Below are 18,409 nucleotides of genomic sequence, written 5' to 3' on the forward strand. Positions count from 1 at the left end.
GCGCGTTCACCGACGCCTCCGCCCCCGTGCCACCAGCCAGAACAGGTACGCCCCGCCGACAGCCCCGGTGACCAGCCCGACCGGCAGCTGCAGCGGGGCGAGCAGGCGCTGCGCGAGCACATCGGAGGCGAGCAGCAGCGCCGCACCGACCGCCGCCGACGCCGTCAGCGGGATACCGGCCGAGCGGCTGGCACGGCGGGCGAGCTGCGGGGCGGCCAGGGCGACGAATCCGATCGGCCCGCTGACCGCGGTCGCGGTTCCGGTCAGGCCCGCCGCGAGCAGGAGCAGCAGCAGTCGGCTGCGGCGCAGCGGGACTCCGAGGCTCGTCGCCACGTCGTCGCCCAGCTCGAGCATCCGCAGGGCGCCGCGCTGCGAGGCGAGCAGCACCGCGAGGACGCCCGCGGCGACCAGGAGCAGCACGACATCGGCCCACGAGGTCGCCGACAGCGAGCCGAACAGCCACAGCGTCGCGGATCTGGCCACCTCGGTCGGGGCCCGCGTCAGGAGGAACTCGTTGGCGGCCGAGAGGAGGGCGGCCAGCGCGATGCCCGCGAGGATCGTGCGCTCGCTCGCGAGCCCGGCGCCGCGGGTGAGGAACAGCACGATCAGCAGCGCGCCGACCCCGCCGGCCCACGCTCCGAGGGCGGGATCCGCGGGCGGTGAGAGCAGCACGAGGCACACCAGCGCCCCCGTCGCCGAGCCGGCGCTGAAGCCGACGATGTCGGGGCTGCCCAGCGGATTCCGCGAGAGGGTCTGGAACACCGCTCCGGCGAGCCCGAGGGCGGCCCCCACGAGCAGCCCGGCGATCACGCGCGGGAGGCGCAGATCGACCACGATCACGGTCGTGCGCGGCGAGGCGGTGCCGACCAGAGCGTCGCCGATGTCGCCGAGCGACGTCTGGTACGAGCCTCCGACGACGCCCGCCGCGGCGGCGATCACGATCACGGCGATCGCGACCGCGAGGACGGTTCGGGTACGTGTCACCGGCTCCTCCTCGCGCCGCGGGTCGCGAGGTGGAAGAGCAGCGGGGCGCCCACCAGCGCCGTGACGATCCCGACCTCGACCTCGGCGGGCGCGGCCAGGAGCCGCCCGAGCACATCGCTCGTCACGACCAGCAGCGCGCCGCCGAGCACCGCGAGCGGCAGGCCGATCCGCAGATCCGGCCCGCTGAGACTCAGCACGACGTGCGCCACGAGGAGGCCGACGAACGCCAGGGGCCCGGCGGCCGCGGTCGCCGCGCCGCACAGCAGGGTGATCGCGGCGCCCGCTCCGAGGATGACCGCGAGCGGCCGCACGCCGAGCGCGCGCGCCACGTCGTGCCCGAGCGCGAGCTGGTTGAGGCCCGGCACCACGATCGCCGCCAGGGCGAGACCGAGCAGCACGAAGGGCGAGAGCTGCGCGGCGGTGTCGAGCTCGCGGCGCTCGAGCGACCCCACGACCCAGAACCGGTACGACTCGAAGGTCTCCTCGTCGAGGAGGGTGACGATCCCGATCAGGGCGCTGAGGCAGGCGCCGAGGGCGACCCCCGCGAGGACGGTGCCGATCGGATCCCGCCCGTCACCGCCCCCCACCAGATGCACGAGGACGGCGGCCGCCGCGGCGCCCGCGAAGGCGAACCAGACGTAGCCTCCGGCGGTGCTCACGCCGAAGAACCCGATCGCGACGACCACCGCGGCGGAGGCGCCGGCGTTCACCCCGAGCAGTCCCGGGTCGGCGAGGCGGTTGCGCGTGACCGCCTGCATCAGCAGCCCGGCGGCCCCGAGCGCCGCGCCGACGAGCAGACCGGTCGCCGTGCGCGGCACCCGCAGTCCGCGCACGATCAGGGCGTCGGCGCTCGTGCCGCCGTGCAGCAGCGCGTCGAGGGCGGCGCTCACCGGCACCGGGCGCGACCCGACGACGAGGCTCGCGACGACGGAGGCGGCCAGCAGCACCAGGAGCACGGTCACCGCGGTGGTCGTCCGGCCGATCCGGCGGCGGGGGAGGGCCGTCGAGCGGGTCATGAGCGGTGCGGGCATTAGCTAAGGCTATCCTTACCGCGTGACTGCGTTCTCCCGCCCCTTCCGTCCCACCCTCCGCCGCTCGGCTCTCGCCGCGCTGACCGCCGCCGCGCTCGCGCTGGCGCTCGCCGCCTGCTCGGGCACCGCCTCCGGCAGCGAGACCCCGCCCGACGCCGAGGCCGCCGCGACCGGCGACTGGACCGTCTCGCGCGTGATGGCCGACGGGATGGGCTCGACCGAGGCCGACGGCGTCTTCCCGCGCACCGTCGCGCACTACGCCGGCTCGACCGTGCTCGAGAGCGCGCCCGAGCGGATCGCCGTCGTCTCGACCGGTCAGCTCGACGCCCTCCTCTCGCTCGACATCGTCCCCGCGGCCGCGACCCGCGCCGAGAACAGCGGGCTCGTGCCCGAGTACCTGGCCGACCGGATCGACGACGCGTCGGTGATCGCCGACATCGGCGAGCGCACCGAGCCCGATGTCGAGGCGATTGCCCAGGCCGACCCCGATCTGATCCTGATCAACTCCGTCCGCGGCGCCGACCTGTACGAGTCGCTCAGCTCGATCGCGCCCACGGTCGTGACGCTGGGCAACGGCGTGAACTGGAAGAGCGACTTCCTCCTGATCGCCGACGCCCTCGGCCGCGAGGGCGACGCGCAGGCCGTGCTCGACGGGCTGCACGCGGACGCGGACGCGTTCGCCGAGACCCTCCCCGACGAGGCGCCGACCGTCTCGTTCCTGCAGTCGACCGGGGACCGCACCCGGATCATGGGCGTGCCGTCCTTCACCGGCGGGCTCGCCGAGGACCTCGGTCTCGCCCGCCCCGCGTCGCAGCAGTTCGACGACACCTCCCAGGAGATCAGCGCGGAGCAGCTCGAGCTCGCCGACGCCGACTGGGTCTTCTACGCAGGTCAGGGCGACGGCCTCGCGCTGATCGAGGACGCGACGCTCTGGCCCACGCTCGGCGCCGTCGAGGAGGGCACCGCCGTCGAGGTCGAGCTCGACCCGTTCTTCATGAACGCGGGGCCCCTCGCCGCACGCCTCGTGCTCGACACGGTGACCGCCGCGCTCGCCTGATCGAGCCCGTCCTGGACCGGCACAGCCTCTAAGCTGGATTGCTTCGTCGAGAGTGGAGCGGTCGCGGAGGAACCATGGGCAAGAAGCGCAATCAGGGACGATCCGGAGGCGGCAGGTCCGGTGGCCAGGGCGGCCAGGGCGGTGGGCGCACCGCCGAGACGGCGATGATGGTGCGGTTCCGCAGCTGGTACCGCGCGCACCTCGCCGACGTCGGCGTCCTGCACGAGCACCTCGAGGTCGACGAGGCCGTCGAGGTGCTGACCGACCTCTTCGCGATGACCCGCGACCTCCGTCCCCGCGGCTCCTTCGCCCAGCCCGACGCTCAGCTCCTCGAGGCCGTCTTCGACCAGATCGAGGCCGACCTCTCGGGCGAGGAGAGCGAGGCCGACCTCGACGACACGCTCTTCACCGTCGCCGAGGTCGTCGAGCACTTCCTCGACTTCCTCACCGACGAGGACCTCTGGACCGGCACCGACGAGGAGCTCGACGAGTGCCAGGCGGTGCTCGACGAGGTCCTCGACCTCGCGGGCTCCTTCGTCGAGGCCGTCCTCGACGACCTCCTCGAGCTCGAGGAGGTCCCGGCCGACCGGATGCTCGCCGCCGTCCGCGCGACCGCCCTCGTCCACGCCGCCGACGTCGTCGTCGAGCACCTCGCGTCCAGCGACGACGCCACGGTGACCGAGCGCGCCGCGCGCGAGATCGTGGTCGAGGCGGGCATCGCCTCCGCCGGCTCCACCCCGAGCGACGACGCGGTCCGCATCCCGGTCTCGGCCTGGTGGGACGCGCTGGTCGCCTCCTCCGTGCTCGAGGCCGACGGCGATCAGGCCTCCCTCGGCGAGTCCGCTCCGCTGTGGCGCAGCTCCGAGCCGCTCGAGGCGTGGGCCGAGCGCATCGCCTACCTCGCCCGCTTCCTCGCGCAGTGGGTGCGCAGTGCCCAGGAGGCGCTCGCCGCCTCCGACACCGAGAACGGCGCGTTCTCGCCCCGCGAGCGCGCGATCACCACGACCGACGCGGTGCTGGTGCGCATCGCGGTCGCCTGCCAGGCCGGCATCCACCCCGGCCTCGTCGTCGGCGAGCTGGTCGACGAGCTCGCCGCCGACCTCGACGTCGCGCTCGAGGACGCGCTCGACGAGCGCGAGCGGATGATCGGCTCGGCCGAGCGGATGCTCGACGACGCGGCGGAGCTCGGCCTCCTGCTGCACGAGCCCGAGTTCGGCTACGTGGTGCCCGACGGCCTCGCGCCCGGCATCGCCTCCGTCATCCGCGCGAGCATCGTGCTGCTCGGCGAGAGCGACGCGACGCGCCTCGAGATCCTCGACGAGGCGACGGAGGACACCGCCTCCGCCTTCGCGCTCAAGGTCTCCGTGCTCGGCACGAAGCCGGCCGTCTGGCGCCGCCTCGAGCTGTCGTCGGAGTCGTCGCTGCGCGATCTGCACCTCGCCCTGCAGCTCTCGCTCGGCTGGACCGACGCGCAGCCGCACTTCTTCAGCGTCGGCGTGCCCGACGAGGAGCGCACGCCGATCGGCTCGCCGGCCGACGCGGAGGAGCTCGGCCCGGACCTCGTCGACGAGTCGCAGGTCGCGCTCGCCGAGGTGCTCGACGGAGTCGGCGACGAGCTGTTCTACGTCTACGACCTCGAGGACGAGTGGCGCCACGTCATCCGGCTCGAGTCGGTCGCGCCGCTGCGGTCCGCCCTGCCGCGCTGCACGGGCGCGCGCGGTGCCGCTCCGATCGACGCTCCGGGCGGCCCCGTCGCCTGGGCCGACACGGTGCGCGCCGCGACCGACGCCTCCTCGCCCGATCACGCGGAGGCGCTCGAGGCGCTGGGCGTCGCGGCCGGGGCGTCCTTCGACCCCGCGGCCGTCGACGTCGACGGGATCAACCGGTCGCTGGGGCTGCTGCGCTCCGGAGTCTGAGCGCCTCGGAAGCAGGGCCTAGGGCGTCAGCAGCAGCTTGCCGATGTGGCCGGACGCGCGCATGCGCTCGTGCGCGCGCTCGGCCTCGGCGAGCGGCACGACCTCGTCGATCACCGGGCGCACCGTGCCGTCGGCGACCAGCGGCCACACCTTCTCGCGGACCTGCGCGATGATCGCGCGGCGCTCCTCCAGGGGCCGCGCACGGAGCGTCGTGGCGTGCACGGCTCCGCGTCGGCGCATCAGCGCGCCGATGTCGAGGGAGCCGAGGGCGCCCGACTGGTTGCCGATGAAGACGATGCGGCCCCCGAGCGCGAGCGCCTCCACGTCGCGGGCGAGGTAGTCGCCGCCGACCGGATCGAGGATCACGTCGGCACCGTCGGTCTCCTCCGCGAGGCGCGCGACGAAGTCCTCCTCGCGGTAGTCGATCAGGATGTCGGCGCCCAGCGCGCGGCAGGCGTCGAGCTTGCGGGAGCTGCCGGCCGTCACCGCGACGCGGGCGCCGATCGCGGCGGCGATCTGGATCGCCGCGGTCCCGATGCCGCTGCCGCCACCGTGGACCAGCACGGTCTCGCCCGCGCGGAGCCCGGCGACCATCACCAGGTTCGACCAGACCGTGGCCGTCGCCTCGGGGAGCGCCGCGGCCGAGACCAGCCCGACTCCTGCGGGCACCGGGAGCAGGAGCCCCGCGTCGACGACTGTGTACTCGGCGTAGCCGCCGCCCGACAGCAGGGCGCAGACCTCGTCGCCGACCTCGACCCCTCGGGTGCCGGGGCCGAGCTCGACGACGGCGCCCGACACCTCCATCCCGAGCACGGCGGAGGCGCCGGGCGGCGGCGGGTAGGCGCCCGCGCGCTGCGAGAGGTCGGCGCGGTTGACGCCCGCCGCGGCCACCCGGATCAGGACCTCGCCCGGCCCGGGCGACGGTGCCGCCACCTCCTCGAGGACGAGACGGGAGTCGGGGCCGGGCTGGTCGACGCGGATCGCAAGCATGCCGCGATGCTACGCCGCGCGCCTCCGTCGACCCCCTGCGCGGTCTACAGGTCGCGCGAGCTCGGCAGGCTCACGCGTGCTCCGCGAGGAACGCGAGCACCGCCTCCTTGAAGCCGCGCGCCGGCACCGTGCTCGTGTGGTCGCGGCCGGGGACGCTCACGAAGCGCGCACCCGCCTCGGCGGCCAGCCGCGCGCCTCCGGGGGCGATGGGGTCGGCGTCGCCGGTCACCATCAGCGTCGGCAGCTCCGGATGCTCGCCCGGCTCGGGGTGCGCCCCGCCGCGCACGCCGTCGGCGACCGCGACCAGCGCTGCGAGGTCGTTGCCCGCGACACCCTCGGCCATGCCGATGAACGCGCGGGTGAAGCCCTCGTCGATCTCGCCTCCGCCCGCCGCGCGCGCCCGCGCGGCCTCGGCGTCGAAGTGCCGCAGCGGCTCGCCGACCGTGAGCCCGCCGAGGCTCAGGGTCGCCAGGCGCTCCGGGTGCCGGAGCCCCAGGACCCAGCCCATCCGCGCGCCGAGCGAGTAGCCGAGGTAGTGGGGCTCGACGAGGTCGTAGGAGTCGAGGACGCGCACGATGTCGCCGACCATGACGTCGACCCCGTACGCGTCGGCGCGGTGCGGCTTCTCGCTGGCGCCGTGCCCGCGCTGATCGAGGGCGACGACCCGGTAGCCGGCGCGGACGAGGGTCCGCAGCCAGCCCGCGGTCTGCCAGTTGAGCACCGCGTGGGAGGCGAAGCCGTGCACCGCGAGCACGGTCGGCGCCGCCTCGTCGCCCACGGAGTAGGTGGCGATCCGGGTCCCGTCATCGGCCACGACGAACACGGGGGAGGGGAACTCGATCACCCCACCACCCTGCCACCCCGCGGGGGCCTCAGCGCGCCGGGCGGGAGGAGCGGACGAAGGGGACCGCGATCAGCAGGCGCACCGCCCTGCCGCGTCCCGAGCGGACGCCGAGCACGAGGCACAGCACGATGTTCAGCACGGCGAGCAGGAGGATCGCCGCGATCGTGAGGGTCGGCCACCCGCCGCCGAGGGTGTCGCGGACCGAGACGAGCGCGAGGTGCAGCGGCACCAGCATGAGCTGCAGCGCGAGGTAGGTGAGCTGCCAGTTGACGGCCACGACGCCGTTCCGATCGCTCAGCGGACCGGTCCGGCGCTTCGCCCCCCACGTCATCACCGTCGCGATCAGCGAGATGATCGGCGAGAGGATCACGAACCCGGCGAGCGCCGCGAGACCGGCGAGCCAGACGGCCCGGGCACCCTGGGCGTCCCGCGTGCGGAACCGGGTCTCGTCGTCGTCCATCCGCCGCCTCCTCGCGCCCGTCCGGCGACGCGCCGGCACCTCAGTCTCGCACCCGCCCCCTGGAGGACACGGGGGCTGTCCCCACCGCTCCGGGGGTTCGCCGGATGGGGGGCGTGCGAGCGCCTCCGTAGCGTGGAGACATCGCCGGGACGACCACTCCGGCACCCCGAGAAGGAGCACCCCATGACCACCGACGGCACCCAGACCCCGGCCGCTCAGACCCCCGCCGACCGGCAGCCGACCGAGGACCTCGGCACGACCGCCGTCCTCACCGCGCCGGAGCCGCAGCCGCAGCGCGCCCAGGCCCCCTACGGCACCCCGCCCGCCCCGTCCGTCGCGACTCCCGCGCCGTCGACCCCGTTCTCGCTCACCAGCCTCATCCTCGGCGTCACCTCGGTCTTCTTCGGCCTCACCGTCATCGCCCCGGTCGCCGGTCTCGTCTTCGGCATCCTCGGCCTCCGCCGCGAGCCGGCGGGCCGCACGCTCGCGATCTGGGGCATCGTCCTGAACGCCGTGATGACGGGAATCGCCCTCCTCATCGTGGTCGGGCTGCTGTTCTTCGGCCTCCTGATCCCGTTCATCGCCCTCGTGTCGGGCAGCGACTACCGCTGACCCCTCACGCCAGGAAGGCGCGCAGCAGCGCCGCCGAGGCCTGCACGTGCTCCGACATCAGCCGTTCGGCCTCGTCGGCGCGTCCGGTCAGGATCGCTGTGACGAGGGCCCGGTGCTGCTCGTCGGCGTGGGCGATGTTGCGCGGCAGCAGGGGGATGTCATCGAGCAGCGCGTTGACGCGCATCCGGCTCTCGGCCACGAGCGGCAGGAGCGACGGGACGCCCGCCAGCTCCGCGACCGCGAGGTGCAGCCGGGAGTCGAGCCGCCGGTAGTCCTCGGGGCTCGCCGCCTCGACGTCGGCGAGCGCCTGGAAGAGCTGCCCGCGGTCGGCCGCGGTGAGGTCGGCGGCCGCCGCCAGCCGGGCCGCTCCTCCCTCGAGGATCTCGCGCAGCCCCACCACGTCGTCGATCTCGGCGCGGTCGAAGCCGCGGCGCCCCGGCACCTCCGCCGGCAGCTCGTCGGCCACGAACGTGCCGCCGTAGCGTCCGCGCCGGACGCTGAGGAATCCGGCGTCGGCCAGGGACGAGATCGCGTCGCGCACCGTGTCGCGCCCGACCCCCAGCCGCGCGGCGAGCTCGCGCTCCGGAGGCAGCCGCTCGCCCGGCGCCACGAGCCCGAGCTTCACCGTCTGCATCAGGCGCTGCACGGTCTCCTCGAAGGAGTTGCCGGTCCGGACGGGCCGCAGCACCGCCTCCTCGGCGCTCGCCGCGGGGGCGGAGACGTCGCCGTCGCCGCCCGTCGTCCCGAGCCCGTTGTCGGTCACTCCGGAGTCACGTAGGCCGACGAGATGCCGCCGTCGACGAGGAAGGTCGACCCGGTGATGAAGGAGGCGTCGTCGCTCGCGAGGAACGCGACGGCGGCGGCGAGCTCCTCCGGCTCGGCGAAGCGGCCGACCGGGATGTGCACCAGGCGGCGCTGGGCCCGCACCGGATCCGCGGCGAACAGCTCCTGCAGCAGCGGCGTGCTCACCGGTCCGGGGCAGAGCGCGTTGACCCGGATGCCCTGGCGCGCGAACTGCACGCCGAGCTCGCGGCTCATCGCCAGCACGCCGCCCTTGGACGCCGTGTAGCTGATCTGCGAGGTGGCCGACCCGAGCACCGCGACGAACGACGCGGTGTTGATGATCGATCCGCTGCCCTGCTTCGTCATGTGCCGCAGCGCCGCGCGGCAGCAGAGGTAGACCGACTTCAGGTTCACGTCCTGCACGCGCTCCCACGCGGGCAGCTCGGTGATCTCGATGGAGTCGTCGTCGGGGGGCGAGATCCCCGCGTTGTTGAAGGCGATGTCGACCGAGCCGTAGGCGTCGACGGCGGCCTGGAACAGCGCGTCCACCTCGGCCTCGCTCGTCACGTCGACCTTCACGAACAGGCCGCCGAGCGCCTCGGCGACCTCGGTGCCGCGCGCCTGGTCGACATCGGCGATGACGACCCGTGCGCCCTCGCGGACGAAGCGCGTCGCGGTGGCCAGGCCGATCCCGCTCGCGCCTCCGGTGACGACCGCGACCTTGCCGGCGAGGCGCTGCCCGAGGTCGAGCGGGGTCGTGTCGAGAGGGGGGATCGCCATGGTCGGCCTTTCGAGAGAGGTGCAGAGGTGCAGAGGTGCGGGGGAGTCGCGGCTCAGTCGGCCGCGAAGAAGATGTTCTTGGTCTCGGTGAAGCCCAGCGCGGCGTCGGGCCCGAGCTCGCGTCCGAGTCCCGACTGCTTGAAGCCGCCGAAGGGCGTCGAGTAGCGCACCGACGAGTGCGAGTTGACCGAGAGGTTGCCGCTCTCGACCGCCCGCGACATCCGCAGCGCGCGGCCGAGGTCGCGGGTCCAGATCGAGCCCGAGAGGCCGTAGTCGGAGTCGTTGGCGAGCCGGACCGCGTCGGCCTCGTCGTCGAACGGCAGCACCGAGACGACCGGCCCGAAGACCTCCTCCCGCCACACCGCGTCCTCGCTCGAGGGCAGCAGCACGGTCGGCGGGAACCAGAAGCCGGAGCCCGCGGGAGCCGAGCCGCGGAACGCGACGGGCGCCTCCTCCGGGACGAAGGACGCCACGCGCTCGTAGTGCGCCGCCGAGACCAGGGGACCCATCTCGGTCGCCTCCTCGCGCGGATCGCCCACGACGACGCCCTGCACCGCGGGCTCGAGCAGCTCGAGGAAGCGGTCGAAGACGCTCCTCTCGACGAGGATGCGGCTCCTCGCGCAGCAGTCCTGCCCGGCGTTCTCGAACACTCCGTACGGGGCGGTGGCCGCCGCGCGCTCGAGGTCGGAGTCGGCGAACACGATGTTCGCGCTCTTGCCGCCGAGCTCGAGGGTCACCCGCTTCACCTGCTCGGCGCAACCCGCCATCACCCGCTTGCCCACGCGGGTCGATCCGGTGAAGACCACCTTGCGGACCAGCGGATGCGTCACGAAGCGCTCGCCGACGACGTCGCCCCGGCCGGGCAGCACCTGGAAGAGACCCTCCGGGAGCCCCGACTCGAGCGCCAGCTCGGCCAGGCGGAGACTCGTCAGCGGAGTCCACTCGGCCGGCTTCAGCACCACGGCGTTGCCCGCGGCGAGCGCCGGAGCGAAGCCCCACGAGGCGATGGTCATCGGGAAGTTCCAGGGGGTGATGATGCCGACGACGCCGAGCGGCTCGTGCACGGTCACGTCGAGACCGCCCGCGACGGGGATCTGCGCGCCGAGCAGCCGCTCCGGAGCGGCGGAGGCGTACTCGAGCACGTCGCGCACGTGCCCCGCCTCCCAGCGGGCCTGGGTGATCGGGTGGCCGGAGTTGCGGGTCTCGAGCGCGGCCAGCTCCTCGATCGCGCCGTCCACGGCCGCGGCGAAGCGGCGCAGCGCGCGGGCCCGGTCGACGGGGGCGAGGGCGGCCCAGCCGCGCTGCGCGACGGCCGCCCGGGCGATCGCGGTGTCGACGCCGGCGAGGTCGACGAGCGCGATCTCGTCGAAGGCGGTGCCGGTCGAGGGGTCGACGAGGGACTGCGTGCTCATGCGTGTGATGCTTCCGTTGCGAGGGCGGCGCGCCGGGCGAGTGCCGCGGCGACGAGACCGGTGAAGAGGCGGGCGTCCGAGGCGTCCTCCTCCGGATGCCACTGCACGCCCAGGGCGAAGCGCCGCCCGGGCACCTCGAGCGCCTCGATGGTGCCGTCGGCGGTGCGCGCGGCGACCTCGAGGCCGTCGGCCACCCGGTCGACCGCCTGGTGGTGGTAGACCTGCGCGACGACCGCGTCCTCGCCGAGGAGCCCGCGCAGCCGCGACTCCGGTTCGACCGCGACGTCGACGTGCGAGAACACGCCGCCGCCCGCCTGGTAGCGGCGGTCGCCGACGAGATCGGGCAGGTGCTGGTGCAGGGTGCCGCCGAGGCTCACATTGAGCAGCTGGGCGCCGCGGCAGATGCCGAGGAACGGGGTGTCGCTCTCGAGCGCGGCGGTGACGAGGTGGTCCTCCCACGCGTCGCGCTCGGGGCGGGGAGCGTCGGTCTCGGGGTGCGGCTCCTGGCCGTAGCGGGCGGGGTCGATGTCCTTGCCGCCGCAGACGATCAGCCCGTCGAGCCGGTCGACGACGGCGCGCGCCGTCTCGGCCGAGGCGGGCTGCGGAGGCAGCAGCAGCGCCACGCCGCCCGCCCGCGTCACCGAGTCGATGTAGTTCGCGGGGAGGAAGGACGCCTCGACGTCCCAGACGCCCGAGACCGCGCGCTCGCGGTACGTGGTCAGCCCGATGATCGGCCGCGGCGCGGCCGGGGCCTCAGAGCCGTTCAAATCCGCGCACCCTCTCCCAGTCGGTCACCGCCGCGTCGTACGCCGCGAGCTCGACGCGCGCGTTGTTGACGTAGTGGTCGACGACCTCGTCGCCGAAGGCGGCCCGCGCGAGGGCGGAGTGCTCGAACAGGTCGGCCGCCTCGCGGAGCGTCGTGGGGACCCGCGGTGCTCCGGAGCTGTAGGCGTTGCCGGTGCAGACCTCCTCCAGCTCCAGCTCGTTCTCGATGCCGTGCAGACCCGCCGCGATGAGGGCGGCGACGGCCAGGTACTGGTTGACGTCGCCTCCCGGCACGCGGTTCTCGACGCGCAGCCCCGGGCCGTGACCTACGACGCGGAGCGAGCAGGTGCGGTTGTCGAGCCCCCAGGCGACCGCGGTCGGCGCGAAGGAGCCGTCGACGTAGCGCTTGTACGAGTTGATGTTGGGCGCGAAGAAGAGCGTGAACTCGCGCATCGCGGCGAGCTGCCCCGCGAGGTAGTGCCGGAACAGCGGTGACATCCCGTGCTCGCCCTCGGCGTCGGCGAACACCGGAGTGCCGTCGGTCCCGCGCAGCGACAGGTGGATGTGGCACGAGTTGCCCTCGCGCTCGTTGAACTTGGCCATGAAGGTCAGGCTCTTGCCGTGCTTGTCGGCGATCTCCTTCGCGCCCGACTTGTAGATCGAGTGGTTGTCGCAGGTGACGAGCGCGGTGTCGTACTTGAAGCCGATCTCCTGCTGGCCGAAGTTGCACTCGCCCTTGATGCCCTCGCAGTACAGGCCGGCGCCCTCCATCGAGACGCGGATGTCGCGCATCAGCGGCTCCATCCGCGTCGAGGCGAGTAGTGCGTAGTCGATGTTGTAGTCGCTCGCCGGAGTCAGCTCGCGGTAGCCCTTCTTGAAGGCGTCGCGGTAGGAGTCGTCGAAGACGATGAACTCCAGCTCCGTCGCGACGAGCGCCTCGAGACCGCGCGCGGCGAGGCGGTCGAGCTGCGCGCGGAGGATCTGCCGCGGTGCCTCGCCGACCGGCGCCTCGTCGAGCCAGGTGAGGTCGGCCGTCACCATCGCGGTCCCGGGCAGCCAGGGCGCGAGCCGGAGGGTCGAGAGGTCGGGGACCATCGCCATGTCGCCGTAGCCGCGCTCCCAGCTCGAGATCGCGTAGCCGGCCACGGTGTTCATCTCGACGTCGACCGCGAGCAGGTAGTTGCAGCACTCCGCGCCGTGCTCGGCGACGTCGTCCTGGAACAGGCGCGCCGAGATGCGCTTGCCGACCAGGCGCCCCTGCATGTCGGTGAAGGCGACGATGACGGTGTCGATCTCGCCCGCGGCGATGAGCTCGTCGAGGCGCTCGAGCGTGAGCATGCCCCGTTTCGTCGTCGGATCGGTGCCGGCTGTGCTCATCGTCTGCCTCCGGGTGCTGGCTCCGCCGGTCGGCCGAGAGGAGGCGCAAGGTCGGATCGGGGACCATTAGACCACAGGCGCGACGGGCGGGCGGGTGACCCGCGCGCCAGAGCAAGCGGCGTCCGCCGACGGTTTTACCTCCCCGAAACGCCATTGGCCTTCACAGCGTCCATTGAGGTCCCTATGCTCGGTCGCGACGACCCGAGGAGACCCGATGACCCAGCAGTCCGACGCCCCGAAGTCCCCGCCCCGGAGCGCTGAGGGGAGGGCGCGCACGAAGAGCCCCGACTCCGCGAACGTGACGAGCACCGCGGGCGTGAGCTACCGCAAGGCCGAGGAGGGCTACTTCGAGAAGCGCACCCTGCGCCGCTCGGCGGGAGTCTGGGGCCTCTGGGGCCTGGCGGTCGCGGCGGTCATCTCGGGCGACTTCTCGGGCTGGAACTTCGGCATCGCCTTCGCCGGCTTCGGCGGGATGCTCATCGCCTTCGCGATCCTCGTGGTGATGTACTACGGCCTCATCTTCTCGATCGGCGAGATGTCGGCCGCCATGCCGCACACCGGAGGCGCCTACTCCTTCGCCCGCTCGGCCATGGGCCCCTGGGGCGGTCTCGTCACCGGGCTCGCCGAGACGATCGAGTACGTCGCGACGACCGCGGTCGTCGTCTTCTTCTCGGCGCAGTACGCGAACGGAGTGACGAGCGAGCTGCTCGGCTTCGACCTCTCCGGCGCGATGTGGATCTGGTGGCTCGTCCTCTACATCGTGTTCGTCGCGCTGAACTCGGCCGGAGCGGCCATCTCGTTCCGCTTCGCGATCGTCGTGTCGATCGTCTCGATCGCGATCCTGCTGGCGTTCTCGGTGATGGCACTGTTCTCGCCCGCTCTGGACTGGTCGAGCCTCTGGAACATCGCCCCCGATGCGGGTCAGAGCGAGTTCCTCCCGCACGGAGTGATCCCGATCCTGTTCGCGCTGCCCTTCGCGATGTGGTTCTTCCTGGGCATCGAGGAGCTGCCGCTCGCGGCCGAGGAGGCGCACGACCCCGTCCGCGACATCCCGCGCGCCGGCTTCTGGGCCCGCGGCACCCTGATCGTCACCGGCCTGCTCGTGCTGTTCCTCAACACCGCGCTGATCGGCTCCGAGGACATGGGCGTCTCGGCCGAGCCCCTGCTCGACGGCTTCCGCGCGATGGTCGGCGACGGAGCCGCGGCGGTGCTGGCCCTGTTCGCGCTGATCGGTCTCCTCGCCTCGCTCCAGGGCATCATGTTCGCCTACGGACGCAACATGTACTCGCTGTCGCGTGCCGGCTACTACCCGCGCGTCTTCTCGCTGACCGGCAAGCGCCAGACTCCGTGGATCGCGCTGACGGTCGGCGCCGTGATCGGCTTCGTCGCGCTGGTGGTCGTCGACCTGCTCACCGCGATCAACCCGGACACCGTCGCCGGTGCCGTCGTGCTCAACATCGCGGTCTGGGGCGCGGTCATCGCCTACTTCATGCAGATGGTGTCGTTCGTGCTGCTCCGCCGCCGGTTCCCGAACGCCTCCCGGCCCTACCTCAGCCCGTGGGGCGTGCCCGGTGCGGTCATCGCGGGGCTCATCAACGTGCTGATCTTCTTCGGATTCCTGCTGAACGAGGCCTTCCAGCCCGCGATCGTCGGCATCGCCGTGGTCTACGTCGTGATCCTGATCGGATTCGCCGTCTGGGGCCGCAAGCGCCTCGTGCTCTCGCCCGAGGAGGAGTACGCGCTGAGCGGCGGTCTGCACGCCTCCCCGACCATCCCGGAGCCGGACCGGGTCGACTGAGTCAGGAGTCGCCTCCGCGGCTGTCGTACTGCGGATCGACCGCGACGGGACGGTACCCGTCGCGGTCGACCGCGCGGACGAGGAGGAGCAGCCCGACGGTCGTGAGGACGGCGAGGGCGAGCAGCAGGACGAGCATGAGGAGTCCGATCCATTCGAGAAGGCGGCCACTTCCGGCCGTCGACCTCAGAATGGACCGCTCCTGTCTCGCTTCACACGTCGATGACCAGGCCAATGGCTCGTGGGAGGCTCGGAGGACTCCAAGATGACGCAGGTGGACTGCTGAGGTGCGGTCTGCCGGCTCTCATGCGGTCTGCGGGAGACCTCGAACGAGCCTTTCTCCGCATGACTCGTCGACCCCCCTCATCGCCTGCAGATCGCACCATCGCCTGCACCGCTCCCCGTCCCGGGAGCGGGCAGGCCCGCGGCGTAGGCTGGAAGGAGCAGTTCGCGGACCCCCTGCACTCCCGGGGCCGCACGACGACAGCAACGGAGCTGACGTGACCCTCGCCACGAGCACCCTCCCCGACGACCAGCCGGAAGGACGCGACCTGACCACCACCGCACCGGGTGACGCGGCGGAGCCCGCCCCCGCCGTCCGCACCGAGACCGACTCCCTCGGCTCGCTCGAGATCCCCGCCGACGCGTACTGGGGCATCCACACCGCCCGCGCCCTCGACAACTTCCCGATCTCGAAGCGGCCCATCTCGATCTACCCCGATCTGGTGAAGGCGCTCGTCACGGTCAAGCTCGCCGCCGCGCGCGCCAACACCGAGATCGGCAGTCTCTCGCCCGCGAAGGCCGAGCTGATCGAGGCCGCCTGCCGTCGCATCATCGACGGCGAGTTCCACGACCAGTTCGTCGTCGGCGTGATCCAGGGCGGAGCCGGCACCTCCACGAACATGAACGCGAACGAGGTCGTCGCCAACGTCGCACTCGAGATCGCGGGGCACCCGAAGGGCGACTACGCCTTCCTGCACCCGCTCGACGACGTCAACCGCAGCCAGTCGACCAACGACGTCTACCCGACGGCGATCAAGATCGCGATGACCTGGTCGCTCCGGCGCCTGCTCGACGAGCTCGCCCTGCTCCGGCAGTCGTTCTCGCAGAAAGCGGTCGAGTTCGGCCAGGTGCTCAAGGTCGGCCGCACGCAGCTGCAGGACGCGGTCCCGATGACGCTGGGCCAGGAGTTCCACGGCTTCGCCACCACGCTCGGCGAGGATCACGCGCGCCTCTCCGAGACCATCTGGCTCCTCGCCGAGGTCAACATCGGAGCCACCGCCATCGGCACCGGGATCACCGCCGATCCGCGCTACGGGGCCGCTGCGGTCCGCCACCTCAACGAGATCACCGATCTCGACCTCGAGATGGCGCAGGACCTGGTCGAGGCCACGAGCGACACCGGCGTGTTCATGTCGTTCTCGAGTGCGCTCAAGCGCTCGGCGATCAAGCTGTCCAAGATCTGCAACGATCTGCGGCTGCTCTCCTCCGGCCCGCAGGCGGGCTTCGGCGAGATCAACCTGCCGCCGCGCCAGGCGGGGTCGAGCATCATGCCGGGCAAGGTGAACCCGGTGATCCCGGAGGTGGTGAACCAGGTCGCGTACTCGGTCGCCGGCGCCGACGTCACCGTCACGATGGCCGCCGAGGCGGGCCAGCTGCAGCTCAACGCCTTCGAGCCGGTCATCGCGCACTCGCTGCTGCAGAGCATCACCTGGATGACGCAGGCCTGCCTCACCCTCCGCGTCAACTGCATCGACGGCATCACCGCCAACGAGGACCGCCTCGAGGCGATGGTCGCCTCGTCGGTCGGAGTCGTGACGGCGCTGACCCCGAGCATCGGCTACACCGCCTCCGCCGCCCTCGCCAAGGCGGCGCTGTCGACCGGCCGCAACGTGGCCGATCTCGTCGTCGAGGCCGGGCTGATGTCCAGGGAGGAGGTCCTGCGGCTGATCTCGCCCGCGCGCCTCTCGGGGATCGAGGCGATGACCGCGGCGATCCCGGTCGTCCCGCCGGGGAGCTAGTCCGCCCGGCCGCCGGCCCGCAGGGCGGCGACCCGCCAGAGGTGCATCCCCGCGTAGCTGCGCCACGGCGCCCAGCTCCGCCCGCGCTCGGCGAGCGCCCGGGCCTGCGTCGGCAGCCCGACGGCCGCCGCTCCGGAGCGCAGGGCGAGGTCGGCGGTCAGCAGCACGTCGGGGTCGCCCGTCACCCGCATCGCGACGTAGCCGGCCGTCCACGGCCCGATCCCCGGCACGGCGAGCAGGTGCTCGGCCAGCTCGTCGCGGCTCGCGCCCGCGTCCAGCCGCAGAGCCCCGTCGGCGAGCAGCGCGCAGACGCGGAGCACCGTGTCGACCCGGCGCGCGGGGCCGCGCAGCACCTCCGCCCCGCGCTCGGCGATGACGGCGGCCGCGGGGAACGAGCGGGTGATCGCGCCGGTCGCGATCTCGGGCGGCAGCTCGTCTCCGAGGGCCTCGACGAGGCGGCCCAGCGCGGTGCGGGCGGCGGCGACGGAGACCTGCTGCCCGAGCAGGGTCCGCACGAGGGTCTCGTCGGCGTCGACCGACCCGGGCAGTCGGATTCCCGGGGTCGCGGCGACCAGGGGAGCGAGCGCGGGGTCGGCGGCCAGCGCCTCGTCGATCGCCCGCGAGTCGGCATCGAGATCGAGCAGCCGGCGCACGCGGGCGACGAGCGGCCCCGCGTCGGCGAGCGAGGCGAGGGTCGCCGTGCAGCGCACCACCTCGCCGTCGAGTTCGAGTCGCGCGAGGGCCGGCCCGCCGGGGAGCGTGAGCGCGCGCGAGTAGACGCCGGGCGCCGCCTCCTCGAGCCCTGCGACCGCCCGGTCGCCGAGGAACGCGAGCACCCCCGCGTCGAACGGCGCGCGCACGGGCAGCCGCAGCTGCAGCGTCGTCGCCCCGGCCGTCGCCTCGGTCTCGGAGCGGTCGCCGCGAGCCGACGCGCGCAGGGCGCTCGGGGTGCGCTCGTACACCTCGACGAGCGTCGCGTTGAACTGGCGGATGCTCGTGAACCCGGCCGCGAAGGCGACGTCCGAGACCGGCAGCCCGGTCCCGGTCAGCAGCAGCCGGGCCGTCTGCGCCCGCTGCGCGCGGGCGAGGGCGAGCGGAGGCGCGCCCAGCTCCTCCCGCAGGATGCGGCCGAGGTGCCGTGATCCGTAGCCCAGCCGCGCGGCGAGCCCCTCGACGCCCTCGCGGTCGACGACTCCGTCGGCGATGAGCCGCATGGCGCGGGCCGCGGTGTCGTCGCGGAGATTCCACTCGGGGGAGCCGGGCACCGCGTCGGGCAGGCAGCGCTTGCAGGCGCGGAGACCGGCCTCGTGCGCGGCCGCGGCGGTCGGGTAGAAGCGGACGTTCCTCCGCTGAGGCGTGGTCGCCGGGCAGCTCGGCCGGCAGTAGATCCCGGTCGAGTGCACGCCGGTGATGAAGCGGCCGTCGAAGCGGGAGTCGCGGGAGGCGACGGCGCGGTAGCGCTCCTCGAACAGCGGATCGGCGGGCATGCGTCGAGCCTGTCACGCGCGGGGGCGGTCCGATCGCGGGAATCGGACACGGGTGTCCGGTCCGCGGGCGCACCGGCGCTCCGCCGTGTCAAGCG

The 18,409-nt window shown here is 73.2% G+C and carries 17 protein-coding genes; 5 read left to right on the forward strand and 12 right to left on the reverse strand.

Annotated elements, in window-relative coordinates; genetic code table 11:
• Positions 1 to 6: 6 nt before the first annotated feature.
• Both GSU68_RS06420 and GSU68_RS06425 read right to left on the reverse strand, forming a co-directional pair.
• Positions 7 to 984: an iron chelate uptake ABC transporter family permease subunit gene (locus tag GSU68_RS06420; protein ID WP_159906556.1), complete on the reverse strand. Its 978-nt coding sequence runs from the start codon at positions 982 to 984 to the stop codon at positions 7 to 9.
• Complete coding sequence (locus GSU68_RS06425) at positions 981 to 2,015, reverse strand: iron chelate uptake ABC transporter family permease subunit (protein ID WP_244259411.1); 1,035 nt, start codon at positions 2,013 to 2,015, stop codon at positions 981 to 983. The genes GSU68_RS06420 and GSU68_RS06425 overlap by 4 nt, the downstream gene beginning before the upstream one ends.
• 22 nt (positions 2,016 to 2,037) lie before the next feature.
• On the opposite strand from GSU68_RS06425, the gene GSU68_RS06430 reads away from it, so the two are divergent.
• Positions 2,038 to 3,072 (forward strand): iron-siderophore ABC transporter substrate-binding protein, encoded by a 1,035-nt coding sequence (locus GSU68_RS06430; protein ID WP_244259412.1) that lies wholly within the window; start codon positions 2,038 to 2,040, stop codon positions 3,070 to 3,072.
• Between the two features lie 74 nt (positions 3,073 to 3,146).
• Entirely contained in the window at positions 3,147 to 4,988 is a 1,842-nt protein-coding gene (locus GSU68_RS06435) for a plasmid pRiA4b ORF-3 family protein (protein WP_159906558.1), read from the forward strand.
• Positions 4,989 to 5,006: 18 nt separating this feature from the next.
• Here the strand turns inward: GSU68_RS06435 and GSU68_RS06440 are convergent, their stop codons facing one another.
• The 3 genes from GSU68_RS06440 to GSU68_RS06450 form a co-directional block, all read right to left on the reverse strand.
• Positions 5,007 to 5,978, reverse strand: a complete 972-nt coding sequence (locus GSU68_RS06440; RefSeq protein ID WP_159906560.1) for an NAD(P)H-quinone oxidoreductase — start codon at positions 5,976 to 5,978, stop codon at positions 5,007 to 5,009.
• 70 nt (positions 5,979 to 6,048) lie between these two features.
• Positions 6,049 to 6,822: an alpha/beta hydrolase gene (locus GSU68_RS06445; RefSeq protein ID WP_159906562.1), complete on the reverse strand. Its 774-nt coding sequence runs from the start codon at positions 6,820 to 6,822 to the stop codon at positions 6,049 to 6,051.
• Between the two features lie 28 nt (positions 6,823 to 6,850).
• On the reverse strand, positions 6,851 to 7,282 hold the full coding sequence (locus tag GSU68_RS06450) for a DUF4870 domain-containing protein (RefSeq protein ID WP_159906564.1): 432 nt from the start codon (positions 7,280 to 7,282) through the stop codon (positions 6,851 to 6,853).
• 183 nt (positions 7,283 to 7,465) lie between these two features.
• On the opposite strand from GSU68_RS06450, the gene GSU68_RS19665 reads away from it, so the two are divergent.
• Positions 7,466 to 7,894, forward strand: coding sequence for a DUF4190 domain-containing protein (locus GSU68_RS19665; RefSeq protein WP_208544657.1), 429 nt, complete (start codon positions 7,466 to 7,468; stop codon positions 7,892 to 7,894).
• A 4-nt stretch (positions 7,895 to 7,898) separates the two neighbouring features.
• Here GSU68_RS19665 and GSU68_RS06460 read toward each other — a convergent pair whose 3' ends face one another.
• Genes GSU68_RS06460 through GSU68_RS06480 form a run of 5 tightly spaced genes read right to left on the reverse strand, consistent with a single transcriptional unit; the run spans position 7,899 to position 13,011 of the window.
• The gene (locus GSU68_RS06460) at positions 7,899 to 8,657 is read right to left on the reverse strand and encodes an FCD domain-containing protein (RefSeq protein WP_348272515.1); all 759 of its coding nucleotides are present in this window, start codon (positions 8,655 to 8,657) and stop codon (positions 7,899 to 7,901) included.
• Entirely contained in the window at positions 8,654 to 9,457 is an 804-nt protein-coding gene (locus GSU68_RS06465; protein WP_159906566.1) for a 3-oxoacyl-ACP reductase, read from the reverse strand. The genes GSU68_RS06460 and GSU68_RS06465 overlap by 4 nt, the downstream gene beginning before the upstream one ends.
• A gap of 53 nt (positions 9,458 to 9,510) precedes the next feature.
• Positions 9,511 to 10,869, reverse strand: coding sequence for an aldehyde dehydrogenase family protein (locus GSU68_RS06470; protein ID WP_159906568.1), 1,359 nt, complete (start codon positions 10,867 to 10,869; stop codon positions 9,511 to 9,513).
• A complete protein-coding gene (locus GSU68_RS06475) occupies positions 10,866 to 11,636 on the reverse strand; it encodes a gamma-glutamyl-gamma-aminobutyrate hydrolase family protein (RefSeq protein WP_159906570.1) in 771 nt (256 codons plus the stop codon). The genes GSU68_RS06470 and GSU68_RS06475 overlap by 4 nt, the downstream gene beginning before the upstream one ends.
• Positions 11,623 to 13,011: a glutamine synthetase family protein gene (locus GSU68_RS06480; protein WP_279631056.1), complete on the reverse strand. Its 1,389-nt coding sequence runs from the start codon at positions 13,009 to 13,011 to the stop codon at positions 11,623 to 11,625. Before GSU68_RS06480 ends, GSU68_RS06475 begins: the two co-directional genes overlap by 14 nt.
• 214 nt (positions 13,012 to 13,225) lie before the next feature.
• Here GSU68_RS06480 and GSU68_RS06485 point away from each other — a divergent pair, with 214 nt between their 5' ends.
• Complete coding sequence (locus tag GSU68_RS06485) at positions 13,226 to 14,809, forward strand: amino acid permease (protein ID WP_159906572.1); 1,584 nt, start codon at positions 13,226 to 13,228, stop codon at positions 14,807 to 14,809.
• Between the two features lies 1 nt (position 14,810).
• Here the strand turns inward: GSU68_RS06485 and GSU68_RS20040 are convergent, their stop codons facing one another.
• Positions 14,811 to 14,945: a hypothetical protein gene (locus GSU68_RS20040; protein WP_279631057.1), complete on the reverse strand. Its 135-nt coding sequence runs from the start codon at positions 14,943 to 14,945 to the stop codon at positions 14,811 to 14,813.
• 412 nt (positions 14,946 to 15,357) lie between these two features.
• Between GSU68_RS20040 and GSU68_RS06490 the strand changes: the two genes are divergently transcribed.
• The gene (locus GSU68_RS06490; RefSeq protein ID WP_159910161.1) at positions 15,358 to 16,827 is read left to right on the forward strand and encodes an aspartate ammonia-lyase; all 1,470 of its coding nucleotides are present in this window, start codon (positions 15,358 to 15,360) and stop codon (positions 16,825 to 16,827) included.
• Here GSU68_RS06490 and GSU68_RS06495 read toward each other — a convergent pair.
• Positions 16,824 to 18,314: an AlkA N-terminal domain-containing protein gene (locus GSU68_RS06495; RefSeq protein ID WP_159906574.1), complete on the reverse strand. Its 1,491-nt coding sequence runs from the start codon at positions 18,312 to 18,314 to the stop codon at positions 16,824 to 16,826. The genes GSU68_RS06490 and GSU68_RS06495 overlap by 4 nt on opposite strands.
• Positions 18,315 to 18,409: the final 95 nt, after the last annotated feature.

The sequence above is a fragment of the Rathayibacter sp. VKM Ac-2759 genome (genome assembly GCF_009834225.1).
Taxonomy (GTDB): Bacteria; Actinomycetota; Actinomycetes; order Actinomycetales; family Microbacteriaceae; genus Rathayibacter.